Below are 15,668 nucleotides of genomic sequence, written 5' to 3'. Positions count from 1 at the left end.
ACGGTTCTTTCAGGATTGTTCAGGTCAGCTTTTTCCAACTGCCCAAGAGGTTGAGGAAGGTGTGGTCGGGCCGAGTGATGTTGGTATGGACCTGACCGGTCTCGAAATCCTCGACGTGGGTGACGGTGGTCTTGTCCGCTTCGGTCCAGGTGACCATGAAGACGCCTGGACGGATGGCGACGGCGTGATAGATCACAGCCTCTGCGGTGGCGAAGTCGGCCGAGGCAGCCGGCGCGAACTGCATCGTCTTGCCGTCGTCGTGAAACTTGAGGTGAAAGGCCAGATCTCCAAAGCGGGCTTCATAGATCTGGCCGATGGCTGGGAAGATATTGCTGGTCATGCTGGTTCCCTTTCTCGAACGATCGGTTAGGCCGCTTCTAATTCTGCGAGCAGCAGATCGAAACGACCGTAGAGAGTATCACCGCGAACCATGTGGCGATCCGCGCCTTCACCAACGATGAGGACCGGTACGCCCTGGGCGCGGAACCGGGCCATATCTTCTCGCGAAGCCGCGATGCGCGCCCGGTAGGCGGAAAGCAGGGCCTCGTCCGGCGAACGAACCCGTCGCGCTGCTTCGACGAAGCCCACCTGCTTCAGAATATCCGAAACCACCTCAAGGTCAGCGCTGTTAACGCCACCGACGTAGCGGGCATGCTGAAGCGCCTTAAGGGCTGTCAATTCGCGATCAGGCTGCGTCAGGCCGACCGCTACCAGGCCCAACGTGGACGGGGCGGAATCGAAGCGATTGCCAACTGCGCCGAGCACCTTGTTGCGATAGTCTTCGCTAAAAGCCTGTCCGGTCAGGCGGGCAATCCGCTGGTCGTTCTGCCAGGCGTAATCGGCAAAATTGCGATCCATCGGCCGTGACCCCTCTCCGGCGAAAAGGCCGGTCGGGGCGAGCGTGAGATTGACGCCATCCAACGCGGCAAGCCGCTCAATGGCGGGGCTTGCGCCGTAGCACCAACCGCAAAGGGGGTCGAAAAGATAGGTAACATGCATGGCGGATCTCCTCGTTGGCGATGAGGAGACTGTAGATGACGGTGACTGCATGATAAATATCGATTAGTTTGACTTTCTGTATGCTATTTACTGACAATCGGAGTTCGCCATGCAAGATATCAACCTCAATCGCTTGGCGTACTTCGCGGCCGTGGTCGACTCAGGATCCTTCACCAAGGCCGCCGAACGACTTGGCATCACCAAGGCTGTAGTGAGCCAACAGGTGGCACGGCTGGAGTACGACTTGAAGACGACGCTTTTGCTACGCAGTACGCGACGCGTCGAACCAACCGAAGCCGGCCGGCAATTGCATTCACGTTGCGTCATGATCTTGCGGGAAGCAGAAGATGCGTTCGATGAATTGGCGCAGGGTAATGTCGAGCCGCGGGGCACCTTGCGGATTGCTGCGCCGAACGACTATGGCACGGCGACCGTGGCGCCGCTCGCCGCCGCCTTTTCGCGCCGCTATCCGAAATGCAGCGTCGAACTGCTGCTCGCCGATGCCCAGATCGACCTTGTCGCCAACCAGGTCGATCTGTCCATCCGGGTGGGCTGGCTGAGTGATTCAAGTCTTCAGGCGCGCAAGGTTGGGGCGTTCCAACAGTTCCTGGTAGCCGTGCCGGATCTCCAAATTACAACGTCGGATCCGGACGAGTTTGTCAGGTTGCCTTTCGTGGCGAACGGGGCACTGCGCGAACCACTGGTGTGGCGCTTCTCTCGCAACGACATCGAACATCGAACTGTCAGAATGCGCCAGGCGATGTCCATCAACACGACGCCCGCCGTCCTTGCCGCTGCGCTCGCGGGCGCTGGGCTGGCGGTATTGCCGGATTTTCTGGTTGCGGATTATCTTCGGGCCGGCACTCTACAGCGCATCGCGCCGGACTGGTCGCTTCCTGCAGGCGGCGTTCATGTCGTTTATCCAGCCGCACGCTTCCGTCCGAGCAAGGTCAGTGCTTTCGTCAACATTCTGCTGGAACACGCAAGGTCGCAATCGCCAGTTCACATTTGATTGGTCCGGCGGTCTTGCTGTTTTTCAATCGCGATGGCGCGAAGTCGAAGATGCACGGAGCAGTGATGGGCTGTCGGAAATGCGGAGCCACACGCCGGTGACACGGTTGCAGCTGCCAACACCAGCGTTGCGATTCGGCGGGAAGCAAAGGGAAAGAGAATGCAAAGGGCTCTGTTGCAAATTTTGATTTTGGCCATAATGACCGTTGGTCGGGACGTCGGTTACCTGGCAGCCTCACGGTTTTCGAGACTCTGAGCGAGCAGTGCTACGGCCTCCGTCAGCGCGCTCGGTCCGATGCCAAAAGCCCGTTCAACGATACGAGCTTCTCCACGGACATCGCCGGTCACGTTGAAAATCGCAGCTTGGCCCTTGCGCAGAGCCCGCATCACCTCGAAACCCTTGATCGTCGCATATGCCGTTTTCAGCGTCTTGAACCCTCTCACAGGCTTGATCAGTTGCTTGAGCATGCCGTGATCGGCCTCGACGACATTATTCAGATATTTGACCTGCCGGTGCACAAGCTCCCTGGGCACGTGCCTTCGGCCTTCAGTTCCGAAATCGCGACCCCGTAGGTCGATGCCTTATCAGTGTTGATAACTGTTGGCTTTTCCCAGTCCTTCAGGCCGTTCAAAGCTTTATCGAGAAATCGCTTGGCTGCTTTGGCATTGCGCGTCGGCGACAGATAGAAATCGATCGTGTTGCCGAACTTGTCGACGGCCCGGTAAAGATACGTCCATTGTCCGCGAACCTTCACATAGGTTTCGTCAACGCGCCAACTCGTCGACTGTGGCCGGCGCCAGTGCCAGCGTAGTCGTTTTTCAATCTCTGGCGCATATTTCTGAACCCAGCGATAGATCGTAGAATGATCAACAGGCACGCCCCGTTCACCCATCATCTGTTCAAGATCCCGGTAGCTGATCCCATAGCGGCAGTACCAGCGGACCGCCCAAAGGATGATTTCACCCTGAAAATGGCGCCACTTAAAATCGCTCATTAAAAGTCTCGCTGAAAATCTTCAGCGCTCTTTCGGCGATCAGCCGATTTTTTGCAACAGAGCCGATCAGCCCGTATGCCTGGACCACCTGCGAAGGTTGACTTGTCTCGTAGTCATAGACCTCAACGGAGCGTACGTTCGCGACTTTGAGAATGTTGGCGGCCATCGCGTGACCACGTTCATTAACGGAGGCCATGAAAAGCTCCTCGTCGGACAGAAATTGAGCGGACGCATCAGGCACTCGATATGCGCGATGGTTATGTCCCTTCGCCCCGTTGAGCCATAAGGTTTGCCCTGGACCATCCGATTTATGGAGGTGCGAGACTTCCCGGGCATCCGCTCCGCAACCTCTAGCCTCTCATTGCCTGTCAGATTCGGTAGATAGCTCTCGAAAATCGCCATCTGACCTTCAGAATCGGGAAGAGGAAAATGGACGTGTTTTTCGAGTCTTCCGCTTCTCAATGGCGGGGTTGATCTTATCTGGATCTTATGAAACGCCGCGTCGTTACCTGCCACGAGGCCATGCAGTCGCGCGACGGCAAGTGGCTGGAGACCGCCGGCATACTCGGCGTCTACGCCCGCACCAGCGGGAAGGGGAGGTGGTGCATCTCCTTACTAACCTCCCGGGAGAGCCTAGAACCGTCGGAGACCTTGATGACACATTTCCGCTGCTGCATGGGTGCGAGGATGAGTTTCATAATGGATCCTCGACGCCCCATCCCCGCGAGTTGCCGAAGGGGCCACGGCCACGTGACATTGTCGACCCTATCTCCATCTCGATTTGATCAGGGTAACGACACGGAATTTCAGGTAGCCGCGGCGTAATTCGTTCCGGTGCGAGTGGTCAGGCATATCGCTCGATCGTCATGATCATCAAAGGCAGATAAGCAGGCGGCCCGCTGAAAGCAGAAGCGCCAGGTAGGTCAGGATCATGCCAACTCCGCGAAGCGACGCCAAAGATTGGAGCATTCCAATGGCGTGCAGAAGCCGCCCGAACGCAAGTGCCGCACCTATCCCCCACACTAGCCATTCCGGCGCACCTTGAGCCTCGACAAAACCGAGGCCGATTAGGCTAAGTGGAACATACTCGATGAAGTTACCCTGAGCGCGGATCCGACGCCGCAGCAAGTCGTCACTGCTGTCGCCGACCATATCCCCGACTTTGACGCGCCGTGAGGAGATGGGGAGCGAGAGGCTGACCAGAGCAACAGAAAAGCCCGCCACAAACAGCGATGCAATTGGAAGAGATATCATAAGCCATTCTTCTCGCTAGTCAGCTATCTTGCACGAGGTCGAACTTGTTCCCGTCGGGGTCCGACAAGGTCGTATAGCGAATCTGCGGGAGTTCGGTTTTCTGCACGACGGTCGCGCCCAGCCCTACCAGACGCTCCGTCTCGCCGTCGAGATCCGTTGTTTTGAGATCGACATGCACACGGTTTCGTTGCGTTGGCACGTCTTCAATCTTCTGGAACTGAAACGGCAGGAAATTCGGAGATGCAGCTAACTGAACGATCCGGCCATAATCGTTCCCGATCCCGATCCCCAAGACTTCGGACCACCATGCCGCCAGTCTTTGCGGGTTCGATGTGTCAATTGTGATAGCGTGAATCCTCATATTCAATTTCCTTTTTTGGATGTTGGAATGCGCGGCGGTGGAGGCTACTCTATGGCGCGGCGCGGCCCCACGGCGGCGGCCACGATGGCCAAGACCGCTTGAAGAAGGCCGCGCCGCTGCAGTGCTTTAGCGCGCGCTGTCGATGATCATTCCGCCATCGGGAGTAAGCGAGTAGCCGGTCAGGAATTGCGCATCTTTGCTCGCCAGGAAGAGCACTACGGGCGCGATGTCTTCTTCAGGGGAGCCGTAACGTCCGAGCGGATTGGTCGCCGGCGGAACGTTTGCCTCTGGCCCCCAGGTCTCAGCGACCGGCAGGACGTTGTTGACGGTGATCTTGTCAGCAGCCCACTCGCGCGCCGCCGTTCTCGTGAGCGCGCGCACGGCTTCTTTCGCCATGTTGTACGGCCCCATGCCAACCAGCCCAACCATGCCGGCCATTGAGCCGAAATTGATAATGCGGCCTTGTTCGCTCGCCTTGAGGTGCGGATATGCAGCCTGCATAAAGCGCAGATAAGCAATCGGGCCGACATCGAAATTGCGCTGTAGCTGATCGGTTGAGAGTTCGAGGATCGACGAGTAAGGGATCGACGGATCGAAGGCGTTATTCACGAGAATATCGAGCCCACCATAGGCGGCGACCACCTTGTCCACCGAAGCCTTGATCTGGTCGGCGCTCCCAATGTCGGCGGGAACCGCCAGCGCTGTCCCACCGGCGGCCTCGATCTCGGCCACGACCGCCTCGACGCTCGCTGGAGTGCGCGAGAGAACCGCGACCTTGGCGCCTTCGGCGGCAAACAGCTTAGCCGTGGCGCGGCCGATTCCGCGACTCGCGCCAGTGACCAGCGCAACTTTTCCGTTAAGTCTTCCCATTTAAAGCTCCATTTAGTTGGGTTGGTGGGGAATTCGAGCCGCGTCAGTGCGCGACGGCTTCGTAAGCAGGCGCGTAAGGCGACGGTGCGTCGCGAGCGGAGTTCTGGGTTGCGAAGGAGGCAGCCAAGAGCGCGAGGCCGATAAGAGCTGGCACAGCCCCCTTGGGCTTGCGCACGCCAAGGTGGGCCGAGCCGGACAGCAGCAGGTGAAAGAAGATGCCGGTATAGGCCAGATCGCTCAGCGGCACGCTGATACGCGAGAGGATCGCCGCAGGCCCCAATACCTTCACCACGATCATCAGCGGCACGAGGTAAGGCGCTGGATAGTTCAGCTCGGCGAGCGTCTGGCGAACCCAGGTTGCCTTGGTCAGGTAGAGAAATGCCGAGCTGAGATAAAGCAGCGACAGCAATATCGTGCTGATCCAGTATGTGATTATCACAGCCATGTAGTTTTCCTCGTCGCCGCTCATTGTAGGATTTTCTGTTTTGCAGTTTTCAAAGCTACGAACGGTCGCGCTGCTACGGGCTCCGTCGCCGATCACATTGAAAATGTCCTTCAACAATGATATTTTCAAGTAGGATGAATTTATCGCAGTAAGTATGGAAAACATGACTATGGCCGGTGAAGAGATCAACATGCATGAAGAGATGCGGCGCGCTTTCGGAATGCTCTCCGGGAAATGGAAGCTGGAGATCATGTGGCTTCTCCATCAGCGCACCCATCGGTTCGGTGAGCTTCGCAAGGGCATACCAGGCATCACGCAGCACATGCTGACTGCTCAACTTCGCGAGCTGGAGGCGGACGGCCTAGTATCGCGAACAGTATTTGCCGAGGTGCCGCCTCGCGTCGATTATGAGATGACTGACAAAGCGCGTGGCCTTGGACCAACGATGGTAGCTCTGACGGCGTGGTGGAATGATTACGGAAAAGACTCTCCCCCCACACCAAAGCCTAGGGGACGTAAAGCCCGGAACTGATAGAGAAGGCGCCCCCAGAAACAGCGGGGAGTATGGTATTGTGGTTCTGGCACGAAAGCCATCCACGGGTGCGGCGCAGTCTGAATAGTCCGCGCCGCGCCAACCATTATTTGCTTGTTTCGGTTGTTTTAGGGAACGTGCCATAAGGCGACAGCTTGCGGCGCGCAGCGTTCTGGGTGGCGAACGAGACGAGCAAGGCCATCAGGCCGACCAGCGCAGGTGCAGCCTCAACGGTCTGACCAGCATTGAAATGAGCGGAGATCGCCAGCAGCAGGTGATAGAACATGCCTGCATAGGCGAGGTCAGATAGGGCGACACTGAACCGCCAGAGGATCGTGACGGCCGCGAGCGGCTTCAACACGGCCAGGATCGGCACAAGATACGGTGGGTAGCCGAGTGTCGGGAAAATCTTTTGCACTCCGGCTATGTCGGAGAGATAATAAGCACCGCCCGCGAGATAGATGAGGGCGAGCAGACCGGTGGCGGTCCAATAGATCCACTTGAGCTTCATTGATAACTTCCTTGTTTGTAAGTCGTTGGCCGGCGCCGTCAGGCAGCCGAAGTTTGGAGAAGGGCGACGAGCGCGTCGCGTAGCGGCTTAGGCCGTCGACCGGCGAGACGCTCTACATCACCCGTCACGATGTCGAAGGCCCCCTTTGCGAAGCTCCTCTGGATGCTCACAACGGCATTAACGATCGTTTCCGGCAGTCCGGCCTGCACCAGTCCGGCCCGCATTTGCTCTTCCGGCAACAGGATGAAGGATAGTGGCCGGCCTGTGATTTCTGCGATGAGCGCGGCGCGTTCAGCTCCCGATATACGTTCCTCACCGGTCGCGTTGTAAATGGCGCCCGCGTGTCCCTCACCGATGAGCAGTCCTGCGGCGGCTGCGCTTACGTCGTCCCGCGAAACGAAGGCGACCCGATTCTCCGCAAGAGCGGCGAGCATGCCTCCATCCAGTGAGCTCCGCGCTTCGTCCGCAAGAGCCTCGGCATAATAGCTCATTCGCAGGATGGTCCAGACGGGAGCTGTCACGATCAGATGCTGTTCGGCATTCCAAAAGGACGCTCCTAGGGCCGGTTCTTGTGCTCGTTGTGTACCGGTGGCGGACATGAGGACGATCTGTTTGACTCCCGCCTGCGTCGCGGCGTCGATCGCTGCGATCAACTGTGTCGCGCGCCGGCCGGGCTCCAGATCGACAGTTGGGATCAGCAGCAGGCGATCGAGGCCCGCATAGGCCGCCGCGAGACTGTCGGGTTGATCGTAGTTCCCAAAGCGCGGTTGCGCGCCTGCCAGAACGGCTTCGGGAGTTCGCGAAATCGCCACCACCTCATGTCCCGCCTCCCGTTGAAGCAATTCCGCGACGACGGATTTGCCGAGATGGCCGCTCGCACCACTCACACCGATTTTCATTATTTGCCTCTCTGCGTTATTTAACGAACATTCTGTTCCTAACGTTGTATATGTTCTTGCAGCAGCGCGTAAGAATGGACAAAACTGTGCGTCACGCACCTAGATGTTCGCGGAGAGTGATTATGACGGTCAGGCCAGTAGAGGTAATCTGTCTTGAGGATCAGCAGCATGAAAAATGCAAGCTCCTCGGTCAAATATTGGACCGGATTGGCGATAAGTGGACGATCATGGCGGTGGGCGCTCTTTCAGGCGGCCCAATGCGGTTCAACGAGCTCATGCGTCGCATCGGTGGGGTATCGCACCGCATGCTGACCCTGACATTGCGTGGCTTGGAGCGCGACGGTATGGTCCGCAGGACCGCCTATCCCACAATTCCGCCCAAGGTCGAATATGAGTTGACGCCGCTCGGCCGTTCACTCACGGAACCGTTGGCGATCCTATTGCAATGGGGAGAAAAGCACAGCGGTGAGATCGAGACTGCGCGAAACGTGTTCGATCAAAGCAGAAATTGATCCCGAACGCCCGTTGTGCTGGAGCTGTCGGGCGTCAGCTTGGCGTCAAATGCTAAATGGTCTAAAATTTGGGGAGATTTAGTGCCGACAACGATGCGCAGTAGATCGGTCTTAAACGATCCATCCGCCTCCACACATGCTATGCCGCTGCAATTTCATCGGGAAAAGCCTGTTTGGTCGACGGCCCGAGTCATCGTCATATCTCAAACGAGCTCGACGATAATGTCGAGCACATCACAGTCCTCCTATCTAACGCTCCGCTATCGAAACGTCGTGAACTTAATTCGATAGCATGACGCGAACGCCGTCAGAGACACCTTCTGTACCGGATTGTTTGTCAGGTCGAACCGGCGCATCCACGACGCCGCGTAACTCTCGATACTTGAAACGCGCATGGCCAATGCAAAATATGCATTGGCCATGCGCGTTTTGATGTGCCAGCGTATTGATCAGTAATCTTGCTGCAAAAAAGGAAGTCAATGTCGTGCACCAAAAGAGCTTAATCGGCATTCTCGGCGGGATGGGCCCCACAGCCACCGTAGATTTCCTGTCGAAGGTTATCTCGGCCACCAAGGCCGACGTAGACCAAGAGCACATTCCGCTGATTGTTCATGACGTGCCGCAGATTCCGGACCGCTCTTCGGCAATTGAGAACGGGCGGGATGACCCATTCTTGCCGATGCTGGCTGGAATACGGCTGCTCGATGCCGCCGGAGTCGAATTTATCGCCATTCCTTGTAACACGGCACATTATTGGCACGGCAGACTACAGCGTGGATGCAGAGCCAAAATCCTGCACATCGCGGACGCAGTCGCGCACTACGTTACCCAGATGGCTGAGCGTCCCCGCACGATTGCCGTAATGGCGACACGTGGCACGATTTCAGGAGGTATTTACTCGCAGCGTCTTCTTGAGGGGGCCGAGCAGGTGTTGGTCCCCGATGAGGGCACGCAGCTATTGATCGACCGCGCGATCACCGGCGTGAAGGCCAACCAAATTTCCGCGGCGCGCAAGGCTGCGACAGAGGCGGCTGGCCTTCTCGCCGATGCGGGGGCGGACTGCCTTCTCTTGGCGTGTACCGAACTGCCCGTCGCGTTGAGTGACTTTGATCACGGTCCGTTAATCATGGATGCTACCGAAGCGCTTGCTCGCGCTTGTGTGAGGGCATCTGTTGGCGAGGCTCGAATGGAGACGGTGGGCTGATATGGACATTACATGGCTCCAGGATTTTCTGGCGGTTGCCGAGACCGGTAACTTCACGCGAGCCGCAAATGATCGCAACGCCTCGCAGCCAGCCTTCAGCCGGCGGATTCAGGCGCTCGAGGCGTGGCTGGGCGTGGCTTTGATCGATCGCAGTGTGTTTCCCACCCGATTGACTATTGAGGGCGAACGGTTTCGTGATCAGGCGGCGCAGATCCTGCGCAACTTGCTTGATTTGCGCACGGAATTGGGTGCTGAACCCACACTTCGCCGTGATCAGGTGCGCCTGGCGCTTCCTCATGCACTGGCGACAGGACGGCTGCCAGAATGGTGGGTGGATTGGTCTGAAGGGCGTGCCCTGAGTTGTCAACTCGTGCCTGGGAACGTCCACGACACGGTGACGTCACTGGTTGCCGGGGATGTGGATATGCTGGTGTGCTTCCATCATGCCCAGCAACCCATTCATTTAGATCCAGACGTCTACGAGCGTGTAGAGCTGGGTACCGAAAAACTCAAGCCGTACGCCGCTCGGCATGTTGCGGAAAAGTTCTCGCTGCCAGGTGATCCGTCGGCCCCTTTGCCGCTGCTCGCCTACTCGTCTGGAACTTATTTGGGGCGCATGGTCGATCTTGCCATTGAATCTTCGGGGCAGTCTTTTTCCGCGACGCCGATTTTCAAAAGCGACATGGCGGACGTACTGAGGGAACTTACGTTGACAGGAACTGGAGTTGCATGGCTTCCCGATTGCACAGCCAGCAGAGCCGAAGAACGTCTCGTTGCATTGGATGATGACAAATGGAGCATGACACTATCCGTCGTTGCCTATCGCGATCGCAATAATGGGTCTCGCGCGCTGAACCGTTTGTGGTCGGCGATCAGTCAGTAGCACAATCCGACACACAACCGGCATGCGAGGCACTTCTGAACCACGGCGCGAGCTCGGACGCGACCGCTGGAAAAACATGACCACCGAGACCACAGAAAATCCCAACCAGAGAGGGAAAAGAACATGCGAATGAGAACAATGTTGGCTGTTTTTGCCGTCGTGGCGACAACATCATCCTTTTCCACTACCGCGTCTGCTCAGAGTGAGACACTGGAGCGGATCAAATCAACTGGCGCTATCACCATCGGCTATCGTGAGGCCTCGATCCCCTTCTCCTACCTTGGTGCAGAGCAGAAGCCGATCGGATTCTCACTCGATCTCTGCGCGGGCATCATCGAAAAAATCAAGTCCAAGCTCAATCGTCCTGACCTACAAGTCAACTATACCCCAGTAAACTCGTCGAACCGCATTCCGCTTATCCAGAATGGTACGGTTGATCTTGAGTGCGGTAGCACTGCGAACAACGCGCAGCGCCAGGAGCAAGTTTCATTCAGCGTCGCGATCTTCATGGTGCAGCCAAGCTGGCTCGTGAAGACATCTGCAAATGTCGCTGGATCGAAAGACTTGGCCGGCAAGACAGTCGTCGTGACGCAAGGCTCCAACGCCGTCGGGTTTGCCCAGGGGTTGAATGCGAAGGACAACCTGAACATCAACCTTATCCAGGCAAAGGACCATGCCGAGTCTTTTCTTACACTCAATACCGGTCGCGCGATCGCGTTTTTAGAAGATGACATCCTTCTCGCTGGCCTGAGGGCCTCATCGGGCAATCCATCGGCGCTGACGATCGTGCCGGGCAGTTTCGGCAACATTCCCTACGGCCTAATGTTTGCCAAAGGCGACACCGACTTCAAGGCCCTTGTCGACGGCGTCCTGGCCGAACAGATGACCTCAGGGGCGTTTACGAAAGTCTACGACAAGTGGTTCACCCAGGACATTCCTCCACGCAATGAAAATCTCGAGTTTCCGATGGGCGAGGCGTTGAAGGCCCGTGTCGCGAATCCGAGCGACGCCCTTTGATGATCAATCGGACGGCCGCGATTTCGTCGCGGCCCCAGCTTCAGGAGTGAATCTATGTTTAACGCTCTCTTGCAGCCAGCGCCGGATGGTCAGTTGTACATTCAATGGCTCGTTTCGGGACTTGGATGGACGCTTCTACTGGCCTTTTGTGGCTGGTGGATCGCCTTCGTGCTCGGCGTGATCATTGGCGTCGGCCGAACGGTGCCGTCACAGGTCGTATCCTGTATGGCGCGGATTTACGTCGAGATATTCCGCAACATTCCGCTGCTCGTGCAAATGTTCCTCTGGTACTTCGTCATTCCCGAGTTACTGCCTCAACCGATCGGCGACGCGATGAAGCAGATGCCGCCACCGTGGGGAGCCTTCTGGCCAGCTCTGCTTTGCCTCAGCCTCTATACTTCGGCGCGAGTGGCAGAACAGGTGAGGGCTGGAATCGAGGCATTGCCGAATGGCCAGAAGGAAGCTTCGGCTGCGTTGGGTCTCACAACGGCCAAGACCTATCGATTTGTGATCGTGCCGCAAGCTCTCCGACTCATCATCCCCAGTCTAACCAGCGAGGTGATGGGAATCTATAAGAACACATCGGTGGCGTTGACCATTGGCCTTCTTGAACTCACCGCACAGGCGCGTGCGATCAGCGAGGCGACATTCCAGACCTTCACCGCATTTGGAGCGGCGACGGTCATTTACCTCGTTCTGGCGCTTTGTGCCTACCAGCTGATGAAAGTCATTGATCGGAGACTGACCATCCCAGGAATGAAAGCGCGATCGAAGCCACGCAGACGCTTTACTCTGTCGAGAGCCACGGGAGCCTCAGCATGAACACGATCGACTTCTCCGTTGTCCTGCCAGCGTTGCCATATCTATGGGCAGGCCTCAAATTCTCGCTTGCGCTCACGCTAATTGCGTTCGCAATCGGGATGGTGCTCGGGACCGGGCTCGCACTCGTTCAACACCTGGAGGTGCCTGTCGCGAGCCAATTTGCGCGAGGCTACATCACGTTGATGCGTTCCATTCCGCTCATCCTTGTTTTGTTCTGGTTCTTCTTCCTTGTGCCGATCCTCATCGGCATGTTGAATGGATCAGGGCGCCCGGTACCGATCGGCGCCACCTATACAGCATTCCTGACGTTCGGGATGTTCGAGGCCGCCTATTATTCGGAGATAATCCGGGTTGGCCTGCGTGCCTTGCCGAAGGGCCAGTATGAAGCAGCGCAAGCGCTTTCCGTATCAACAGGTAAGACATATCGGTTCATCATTCTTCCTCAGGTCATCCGGGCGGTCGCCCCGATCATTCTCAGCCAGACGATCATTCTCTTCCAAGACACATCTCTCGTCTATGTGCTTTCATTAACGGACCTGCTTGGCGCTGCGTCGAAACTTGGCCAAATCAATGGGCGCCTGGTCGAACTCTATCTGGCGGTTGCGGCTGCCTATCTCATGATTTGCTTGGGGGTATCGCAGGTGGTCGCGATCCTTCGATCGAGAACAGCCATCAAGACTCGGTGACCGGTCTCGTCCACGAACCGCGTTTCCATCTTTTTGCAAAGAGGATTTCATCATGAAATTGAACTCGCAGGCACAGACCGGGCTCTCCGGCGACAGGAACCAGATCATCAAAATCGAAAGGCTTGAAAAGCGCTACGGGCACTTTACTGCCTTAAATCTGATCAACCTAACCGTGCGTAGAGGAGAACGGATCGTCATTTGCGGTCCCTCGGGCTCGGGAAAGTCCACCCTGATCCGTTGCATCAATCGCATCGAGGAGCACGATGGCGGGCGCATCGTCGTCGACGGCGTTGAACTCGATGGGAAACTGAAAAACATCGATGCGATCCGACGGGAAGTCGGAATGGTATTTCAAAGCTTCAATCTCTTTCCGCATCTAACGATTCTAGAGAACTGCATGCTGGCACCGATCCAGGCCCGAGGTGTCGCCAAGTACGAGGCGCGCGAACGTGCCATGCATTTCCTGACAAAGGTGAGGATTCCGGACCAGGCAGACAAATACCCGGGCCAATTATCCGGTGGACAGCAGCAGCGCGTCGCGATCGCAAGGGCTTTATGTATGCAGCCGAAGATCATGCTGTTTGATGAGCCAACCTCCGCGCTTGACCCGGAGATGGTGAATGAGGTGCTGGATACAATGGTCGAACTCGCCGGCGAAGGCATGACGATGCTCTGCGTCACTCATGAGATGGGTTTCGCCAAAGAAGTCGCCGATCGAATCGTGTTCATGGATAAAGGCGAAGTCATCGAAGAGAGCGCACCTAAAGAGTTCTTCGCCCGGCCGAAAAGTGACCGCGCGCAGGACTTCCTCGGCAAAATCCTGCACTGACTGAGATCCGAGACGAACTCATCAAACATTTGAAGGAAGAACAAATGTCCGTCGTAGAAAGCTATCGTCTGGAAAGGGATCCTCTCGGAGAGGTTTGCGTTCCAAAGACTGCGTATTATGGCCCCCAAACCGCACGGGCTCTGCAGAATTTTTCGATTTCCGGCATTCCGATCTCACATTTCCCTCAACTCATCCGGGCGCTCGGAATGGTGAAAAAGGCGTGCGCGCGTGCCAACATGACGTTGGGAAATCTGCCGGCTGAGAAAGCGGGCTGGATCGAAGCCGCATGCGACGACGTTGTTGCCGGCAGACTTGACGCGGAGTTTCCTCTTGACGTGTTCCAAGGCGGTGCTGGCACCTCCACCAACATGAACGTCAACGAGGTGATAGCGAACCGGGCGCTGGATCTGCAGGGGCTTCCTTTGGGGCAATATTCTGACATCCATCCGAACAACGATGTCAACCTTGCCCAGTCCACCAATGATGTCTATCCAACGGCCATCCGGCTTGCGATTCTCTTCTCTTACGTCGATCTCAGCGACGAATTGACGAAACTGGCGGATGCCCTCGATGAGAAGGCAACCGAATTCCGCGATGTCCTCAAGCTCGGGCGCACACAGTTGCAAGATGCCGTTCCGATGACGCTCGGACAAGAATTTGCAGCGTTCGCAGCCACGCTGCGCGAGGATGTCGAGAGGCTCTCAGAACTCTCGCTGTTCCTCAAAGAGATCAATCTCGGCGGCACGGCGATCGGCACGGGCATCAACACGGATCGGCGTTATGCGGAGATCGCTATCACAGAACTGTCAGCCATATCCGGACTGTCTCTGAAGTCAGCGAGCAATCTTGTCGAGGCTTGCTGGGATACGGGGGCCTTTGTCCTATTTTCTGGAATGCTCAAGCGAACGGCGACGAAGCTGTCGAAAATTTGTAGCGATCTCCGTTTGCTCTCCAGCGGACCGCGGGGAGGCTTGAACGAGATTAACCTGCCGCCCTTGCAACCGGGATCCTCGATAATGCCCGGAAAGGTCAACCCGGTGATTCCGGAGGTAGTTAATCAGGTAGCATTCCAGATCATAGGTGCCGACTTGACAATAACAATGGCAGCAGAAGCGGGGCAGCTTCAATTGAACGTTATGGAGCCGGTGATCACCTATAACATTCTCCAGTCGCTTTCGTTGCTCAAAAATGCCGTTGTCGCTTTGAGGAGCAAATGCGTGACCGGGATATCCGCAAACGTGGACCAATGCCGTGCGCATCTCGAATCCAGCACTGCGGTTGCGACCGCACTCACGCCGATCATAGGTTATGAACGCGCGGCTGATTTGGCTAAACTGGTTCTACTCTCTGGCAGCACTATTCGAGAGGTTATGGCATCGCAGGCTGACATAACGGAGGACCTCGTACGCGTAGCAGCGGATCCAGCCGCACTGACAGCTCCCAGTGCACGGCACTCGTGAGCAGACTGAAGAAGGAGGCAGGTGCCCATCTAAGATAAAGACAACAGTGAGATAGCAGCGAAAAGGGGTTCTTGGCCGCCGTGGTGAAGGTCGGCTGTCCAAGCGGGCCTGTTAGTGGTGACAGCGCCCCGCGAACTAAAACGCAGTTCGTTGGAAACGATAATCATGACGTCGACCGCCAACGACGTAACGGTCGACGGAGATGTGGATGCTACGATTCGATTTCCGCCCTACTGGCTTGGGCATAGCAAGAGCCGCCACCAAGACGATGACGCAAAACAGGATCATATAGTAGCCGATATAGTGTGGCGTTCCAGACTTGATGAACCAGGTGGTGATCAGTGGCGATGTCGATCCGAACACTGCCCCGGCAAGTGC

19 protein-coding genes and 1 pseudogene are annotated in these 15,668 nt (G+C 56.8%); 10 read left to right on the top strand and 10 right to left on the bottom strand.

The features are described 5' to 3' along the window. Positions 1-19: 19 nt before the first annotated feature. The gene (locus RHSP_RS35010; protein ID WP_037155847.1) at positions 20-340 is read right to left on the bottom strand and encodes a MoaF-related domain-containing protein; all 321 of its coding nucleotides are present in this window, start codon (positions 338-340) and stop codon (positions 20-22) included. Between the two features lie 26 nt (positions 341-366). Beyond that, entirely contained in the window at positions 367-999 is a 633-nt protein-coding gene (locus tag RHSP_RS32115) for a DsbA family protein (protein WP_004129519.1), read from the bottom strand. A gap of 109 nt (positions 1,000-1,108) precedes the next feature. On the opposite strand from RHSP_RS32115, the gene RHSP_RS32110 reads away from it, so the two are divergent. Beyond that, positions 1,109-2,011: a LysR family transcriptional regulator gene (locus RHSP_RS32110; RefSeq protein ID WP_004129517.1), complete on the top strand. Its 903-nt coding sequence runs from the start codon at positions 1,109-1,111 to the stop codon at positions 2,009-2,011. Positions 2,012-2,232: 221 nt separating this feature from the next. On the opposite strand, the pseudogene RHSP_RS34235 reads toward RHSP_RS32110, so the two are convergent. From RHSP_RS34235 to RHSP_RS32075, 6 genes and pseudogenes are all read right to left on the bottom strand, one after another. Beyond that, positions 2,233-3,005 (bottom strand): annotated as a pseudogene (locus RHSP_RS34235) (IS6 family transposase). After that, positions 2,992-3,201: a hypothetical protein gene (locus RHSP_RS32095; protein WP_157385481.1), complete on the bottom strand. Its 210-nt coding sequence runs from the start codon at positions 3,199-3,201 to the stop codon at positions 2,992-2,994. The pseudogene RHSP_RS34235 and the gene RHSP_RS32095 overlap by 14 nt, the downstream one beginning before the upstream one ends. A gap of 677 nt (positions 3,202-3,878) precedes the next feature. Next, positions 3,879-4,259 (bottom strand): MAPEG family protein, encoded by a 381-nt coding sequence (locus tag RHSP_RS32090; protein WP_004129510.1) that lies wholly within the window; start codon positions 4,257-4,259, stop codon positions 3,879-3,881. A 19-nt stretch (positions 4,260-4,278) separates the two neighbouring features. Beyond that, on the bottom strand, positions 4,279-4,620 hold the full coding sequence (locus RHSP_RS32085; protein ID WP_004129508.1) for a VOC family protein: 342 nt from the start codon (positions 4,618-4,620) through the stop codon (positions 4,279-4,281). A gap of 126 nt (positions 4,621-4,746) precedes the next feature. After that, entirely contained in the window at positions 4,747-5,490 is a 744-nt protein-coding gene (locus RHSP_RS32080) for an SDR family NAD(P)-dependent oxidoreductase (RefSeq protein WP_004129507.1), read from the bottom strand. 43 nt (positions 5,491-5,533) lie between these two features. Next, positions 5,534-5,935 carry a DoxX family protein gene (locus RHSP_RS32075; protein ID WP_037155925.1) on the bottom strand — a complete coding sequence of 134 codons (402 nt, stop codon included), beginning with the start codon at positions 5,933-5,935 and terminating at the stop codon, positions 5,534-5,536. A gap of 154 nt (positions 5,936-6,089) precedes the next feature. Here RHSP_RS32075 and RHSP_RS32070 point away from each other — a divergent pair, with 154 nt between their 5' ends. Then, a complete protein-coding gene (locus tag RHSP_RS32070; RefSeq protein ID WP_037155841.1) occupies positions 6,090-6,467 on the top strand; it encodes a winged helix-turn-helix transcriptional regulator in 378 nt (125 codons plus the stop codon). 106 nt (positions 6,468-6,573) lie between these two features. Here the strand turns inward: RHSP_RS32070 and RHSP_RS32065 are convergent, their stop codons facing one another. Both RHSP_RS32065 and RHSP_RS32060 read right to left on the bottom strand, forming a co-directional pair. Continuing rightward, the gene (locus tag RHSP_RS32065) at positions 6,574-6,978 is read right to left on the bottom strand and encodes a DoxX family protein (protein ID WP_004129502.1); all 405 of its coding nucleotides are present in this window, start codon (positions 6,976-6,978) and stop codon (positions 6,574-6,576) included. Between the two features lie 38 nt (positions 6,979-7,016). After that, complete coding sequence (locus RHSP_RS32060; protein WP_004129492.1) at positions 7,017-7,877, bottom strand: SDR family oxidoreductase; 861 nt, start codon at positions 7,875-7,877, stop codon at positions 7,017-7,019. 122 nt (positions 7,878-7,999) lie between these two features. Between RHSP_RS32060 and RHSP_RS32055 the strand changes: the two genes are divergently transcribed. The 8 genes from RHSP_RS32055 to RHSP_RS32020 all read left to right on the top strand — a co-directional run bounded on the left by RHSP_RS32055 (position 8,000) and on the right by RHSP_RS32020 (position 15,290). Next, the gene (locus RHSP_RS32055) at positions 8,000-8,389 is read left to right on the top strand and encodes a winged helix-turn-helix transcriptional regulator (protein WP_004129489.1); all 390 of its coding nucleotides are present in this window, start codon (positions 8,000-8,002) and stop codon (positions 8,387-8,389) included. 445 nt (positions 8,390-8,834) lie between these two features. After that, positions 8,835-9,593 carry a cysteate racemase gene (cuyB, locus tag RHSP_RS32050; protein WP_157385480.1) on the top strand — a complete coding sequence of 253 codons (759 nt, stop codon included), beginning with the start codon at positions 8,835-8,837 and terminating at the stop codon, positions 9,591-9,593. 1 nt (position 9,594) lies between these two features. Beyond that, the gene (locus RHSP_RS32045) at positions 9,595-10,476 is read left to right on the top strand and encodes a LysR family transcriptional regulator (protein WP_004129483.1); all 882 of its coding nucleotides are present in this window, start codon (positions 9,595-9,597) and stop codon (positions 10,474-10,476) included. Positions 10,477-10,605: 129 nt separating this feature from the next. After that, entirely contained in the window at positions 10,606-11,493 is an 888-nt protein-coding gene (locus tag RHSP_RS32040; protein WP_167332685.1) for an amino acid ABC transporter substrate-binding protein, read from the top strand. A 54-nt stretch (positions 11,494-11,547) separates the two neighbouring features. Beyond that, positions 11,548-12,315 (top strand): amino acid ABC transporter permease, encoded by a 768-nt coding sequence (locus RHSP_RS32035; protein ID WP_004129477.1) that lies wholly within the window; start codon positions 11,548-11,550, stop codon positions 12,313-12,315. Beyond that, positions 12,312-13,001: an amino acid ABC transporter permease gene (locus RHSP_RS32030; RefSeq protein ID WP_004129474.1), complete on the top strand. Its 690-nt coding sequence runs from the start codon at positions 12,312-12,314 to the stop codon at positions 12,999-13,001. Before RHSP_RS32035 ends, RHSP_RS32030 begins: the two co-directional genes overlap by 4 nt. A gap of 52 nt (positions 13,002-13,053) precedes the next feature. Continuing rightward, complete coding sequence (locus RHSP_RS32025) at positions 13,054-13,830, top strand: amino acid ABC transporter ATP-binding protein (RefSeq protein ID WP_004129472.1); 777 nt, start codon at positions 13,054-13,056, stop codon at positions 13,828-13,830. Between the two features lie 44 nt (positions 13,831-13,874). After that, a complete protein-coding gene (locus RHSP_RS32020) occupies positions 13,875-15,290 on the top strand; it encodes an aspartate ammonia-lyase (RefSeq protein WP_004129469.1) in 1,416 nt (471 codons plus the stop codon). Positions 15,291-15,668 lie beyond the last annotated feature (378 nt).

This window comes from Rhizobium freirei PRF 81, from assembly GCF_000359745.1.
Taxonomy (GTDB): Bacteria; Pseudomonadota; Alphaproteobacteria; order Rhizobiales; family Rhizobiaceae; genus Rhizobium; species Rhizobium freirei.
Note: the sequence above shows the minus strand (reverse complement) of the source record. Positions and strands in the feature narration are given on the sequence as shown.

Bases quoted from the DNA above. Each gene is read 5' to 3' on its own strand.
- RHSP_RS32115 (WP_004129519.1), bottom strand. From the start codon at position 999: ATGCATGTTACCTATCTTTTCGACCCCCTTTGCGGTTGGTGCTACGGC.
- RHSP_RS32055 (WP_004129489.1), top strand. From the start codon at position 8,000: ATGACGGTCAGGCCAGTAGAGGTAATCTGTCTTGAGGATCAGCAGCAT.
- RHSP_RS32085 (WP_004129508.1), bottom strand. From the start codon at position 4,620: ATGAGGATTCACGCTATCACAATTGACACATCGAACCCGCAAAGACTG.
- RHSP_RS32025 (WP_004129472.1), top strand. From the start codon at position 13,054: ATGAAATTGAACTCGCAGGCACAGACCGGGCTCTCCGGCGACAGGAAC.
- RHSP_RS32075 (WP_037155925.1), bottom strand. From the start codon at position 5,935: ATGGCTGTGATAATCACATACTGGATCAGCACGATATTGCTGTCGCTG.
- RHSP_RS32045 (WP_004129483.1), top strand. From the start codon at position 9,595: ATGGACATTACATGGCTCCAGGATTTTCTGGCGGTTGCCGAGACCGGT.
- RHSP_RS35010 (WP_037155847.1), bottom strand. From the start codon at position 340: ATGACCAGCAATATCTTCCCAGCCATCGGCCAGATCTATGAAGCCCGC.
- RHSP_RS32020 (WP_004129469.1), top strand. From the start codon at position 13,875: ATGTCCGTCGTAGAAAGCTATCGTCTGGAAAGGGATCCTCTCGGAGAG.
- RHSP_RS32070 (WP_037155841.1), top strand. From the start codon at position 6,090: ATGGAAAACATGACTATGGCCGGTGAAGAGATCAACATGCATGAAGAG.
- RHSP_RS32035 (WP_004129477.1), top strand. From the start codon at position 11,548: ATGTTTAACGCTCTCTTGCAGCCAGCGCCGGATGGTCAGTTGTACATT.
- RHSP_RS32060 (WP_004129492.1), bottom strand. From the start codon at position 7,877: ATGAAAATCGGTGTGAGTGGTGCGAGCGGCCATCTCGGCAAATCCGTC.
- RHSP_RS32090 (WP_004129510.1), bottom strand. From the start codon at position 4,259: ATGATATCTCTTCCAATTGCATCGCTGTTTGTGGCGGGCTTTTCTGTT.
- RHSP_RS32040 (WP_167332685.1), top strand. From the start codon at position 10,606: ATGAGAACAATGTTGGCTGTTTTTGCCGTCGTGGCGACAACATCATCC.
- RHSP_RS32080 (WP_004129507.1), bottom strand. From the start codon at position 5,490: ATGGGAAGACTTAACGGAAAAGTTGCGCTGGTCACTGGCGCGAGTCGC.
- RHSP_RS32030 (WP_004129474.1), top strand. From the start codon at position 12,312: ATGAACACGATCGACTTCTCCGTTGTCCTGCCAGCGTTGCCATATCTA.
- RHSP_RS32065 (WP_004129502.1), bottom strand. From the start codon at position 6,978: ATGAAGCTCAAGTGGATCTATTGGACCGCCACCGGTCTGCTCGCCCTC.
- RHSP_RS32110 (WP_004129517.1), top strand. From the start codon at position 1,109: ATGCAAGATATCAACCTCAATCGCTTGGCGTACTTCGCGGCCGTGGTC.
- RHSP_RS32095 (WP_157385481.1), bottom strand. From the start codon at position 3,201: ATGGCCTCCGTTAATGAACGTGGTCACGCGATGGCCGCCAACATTCTC.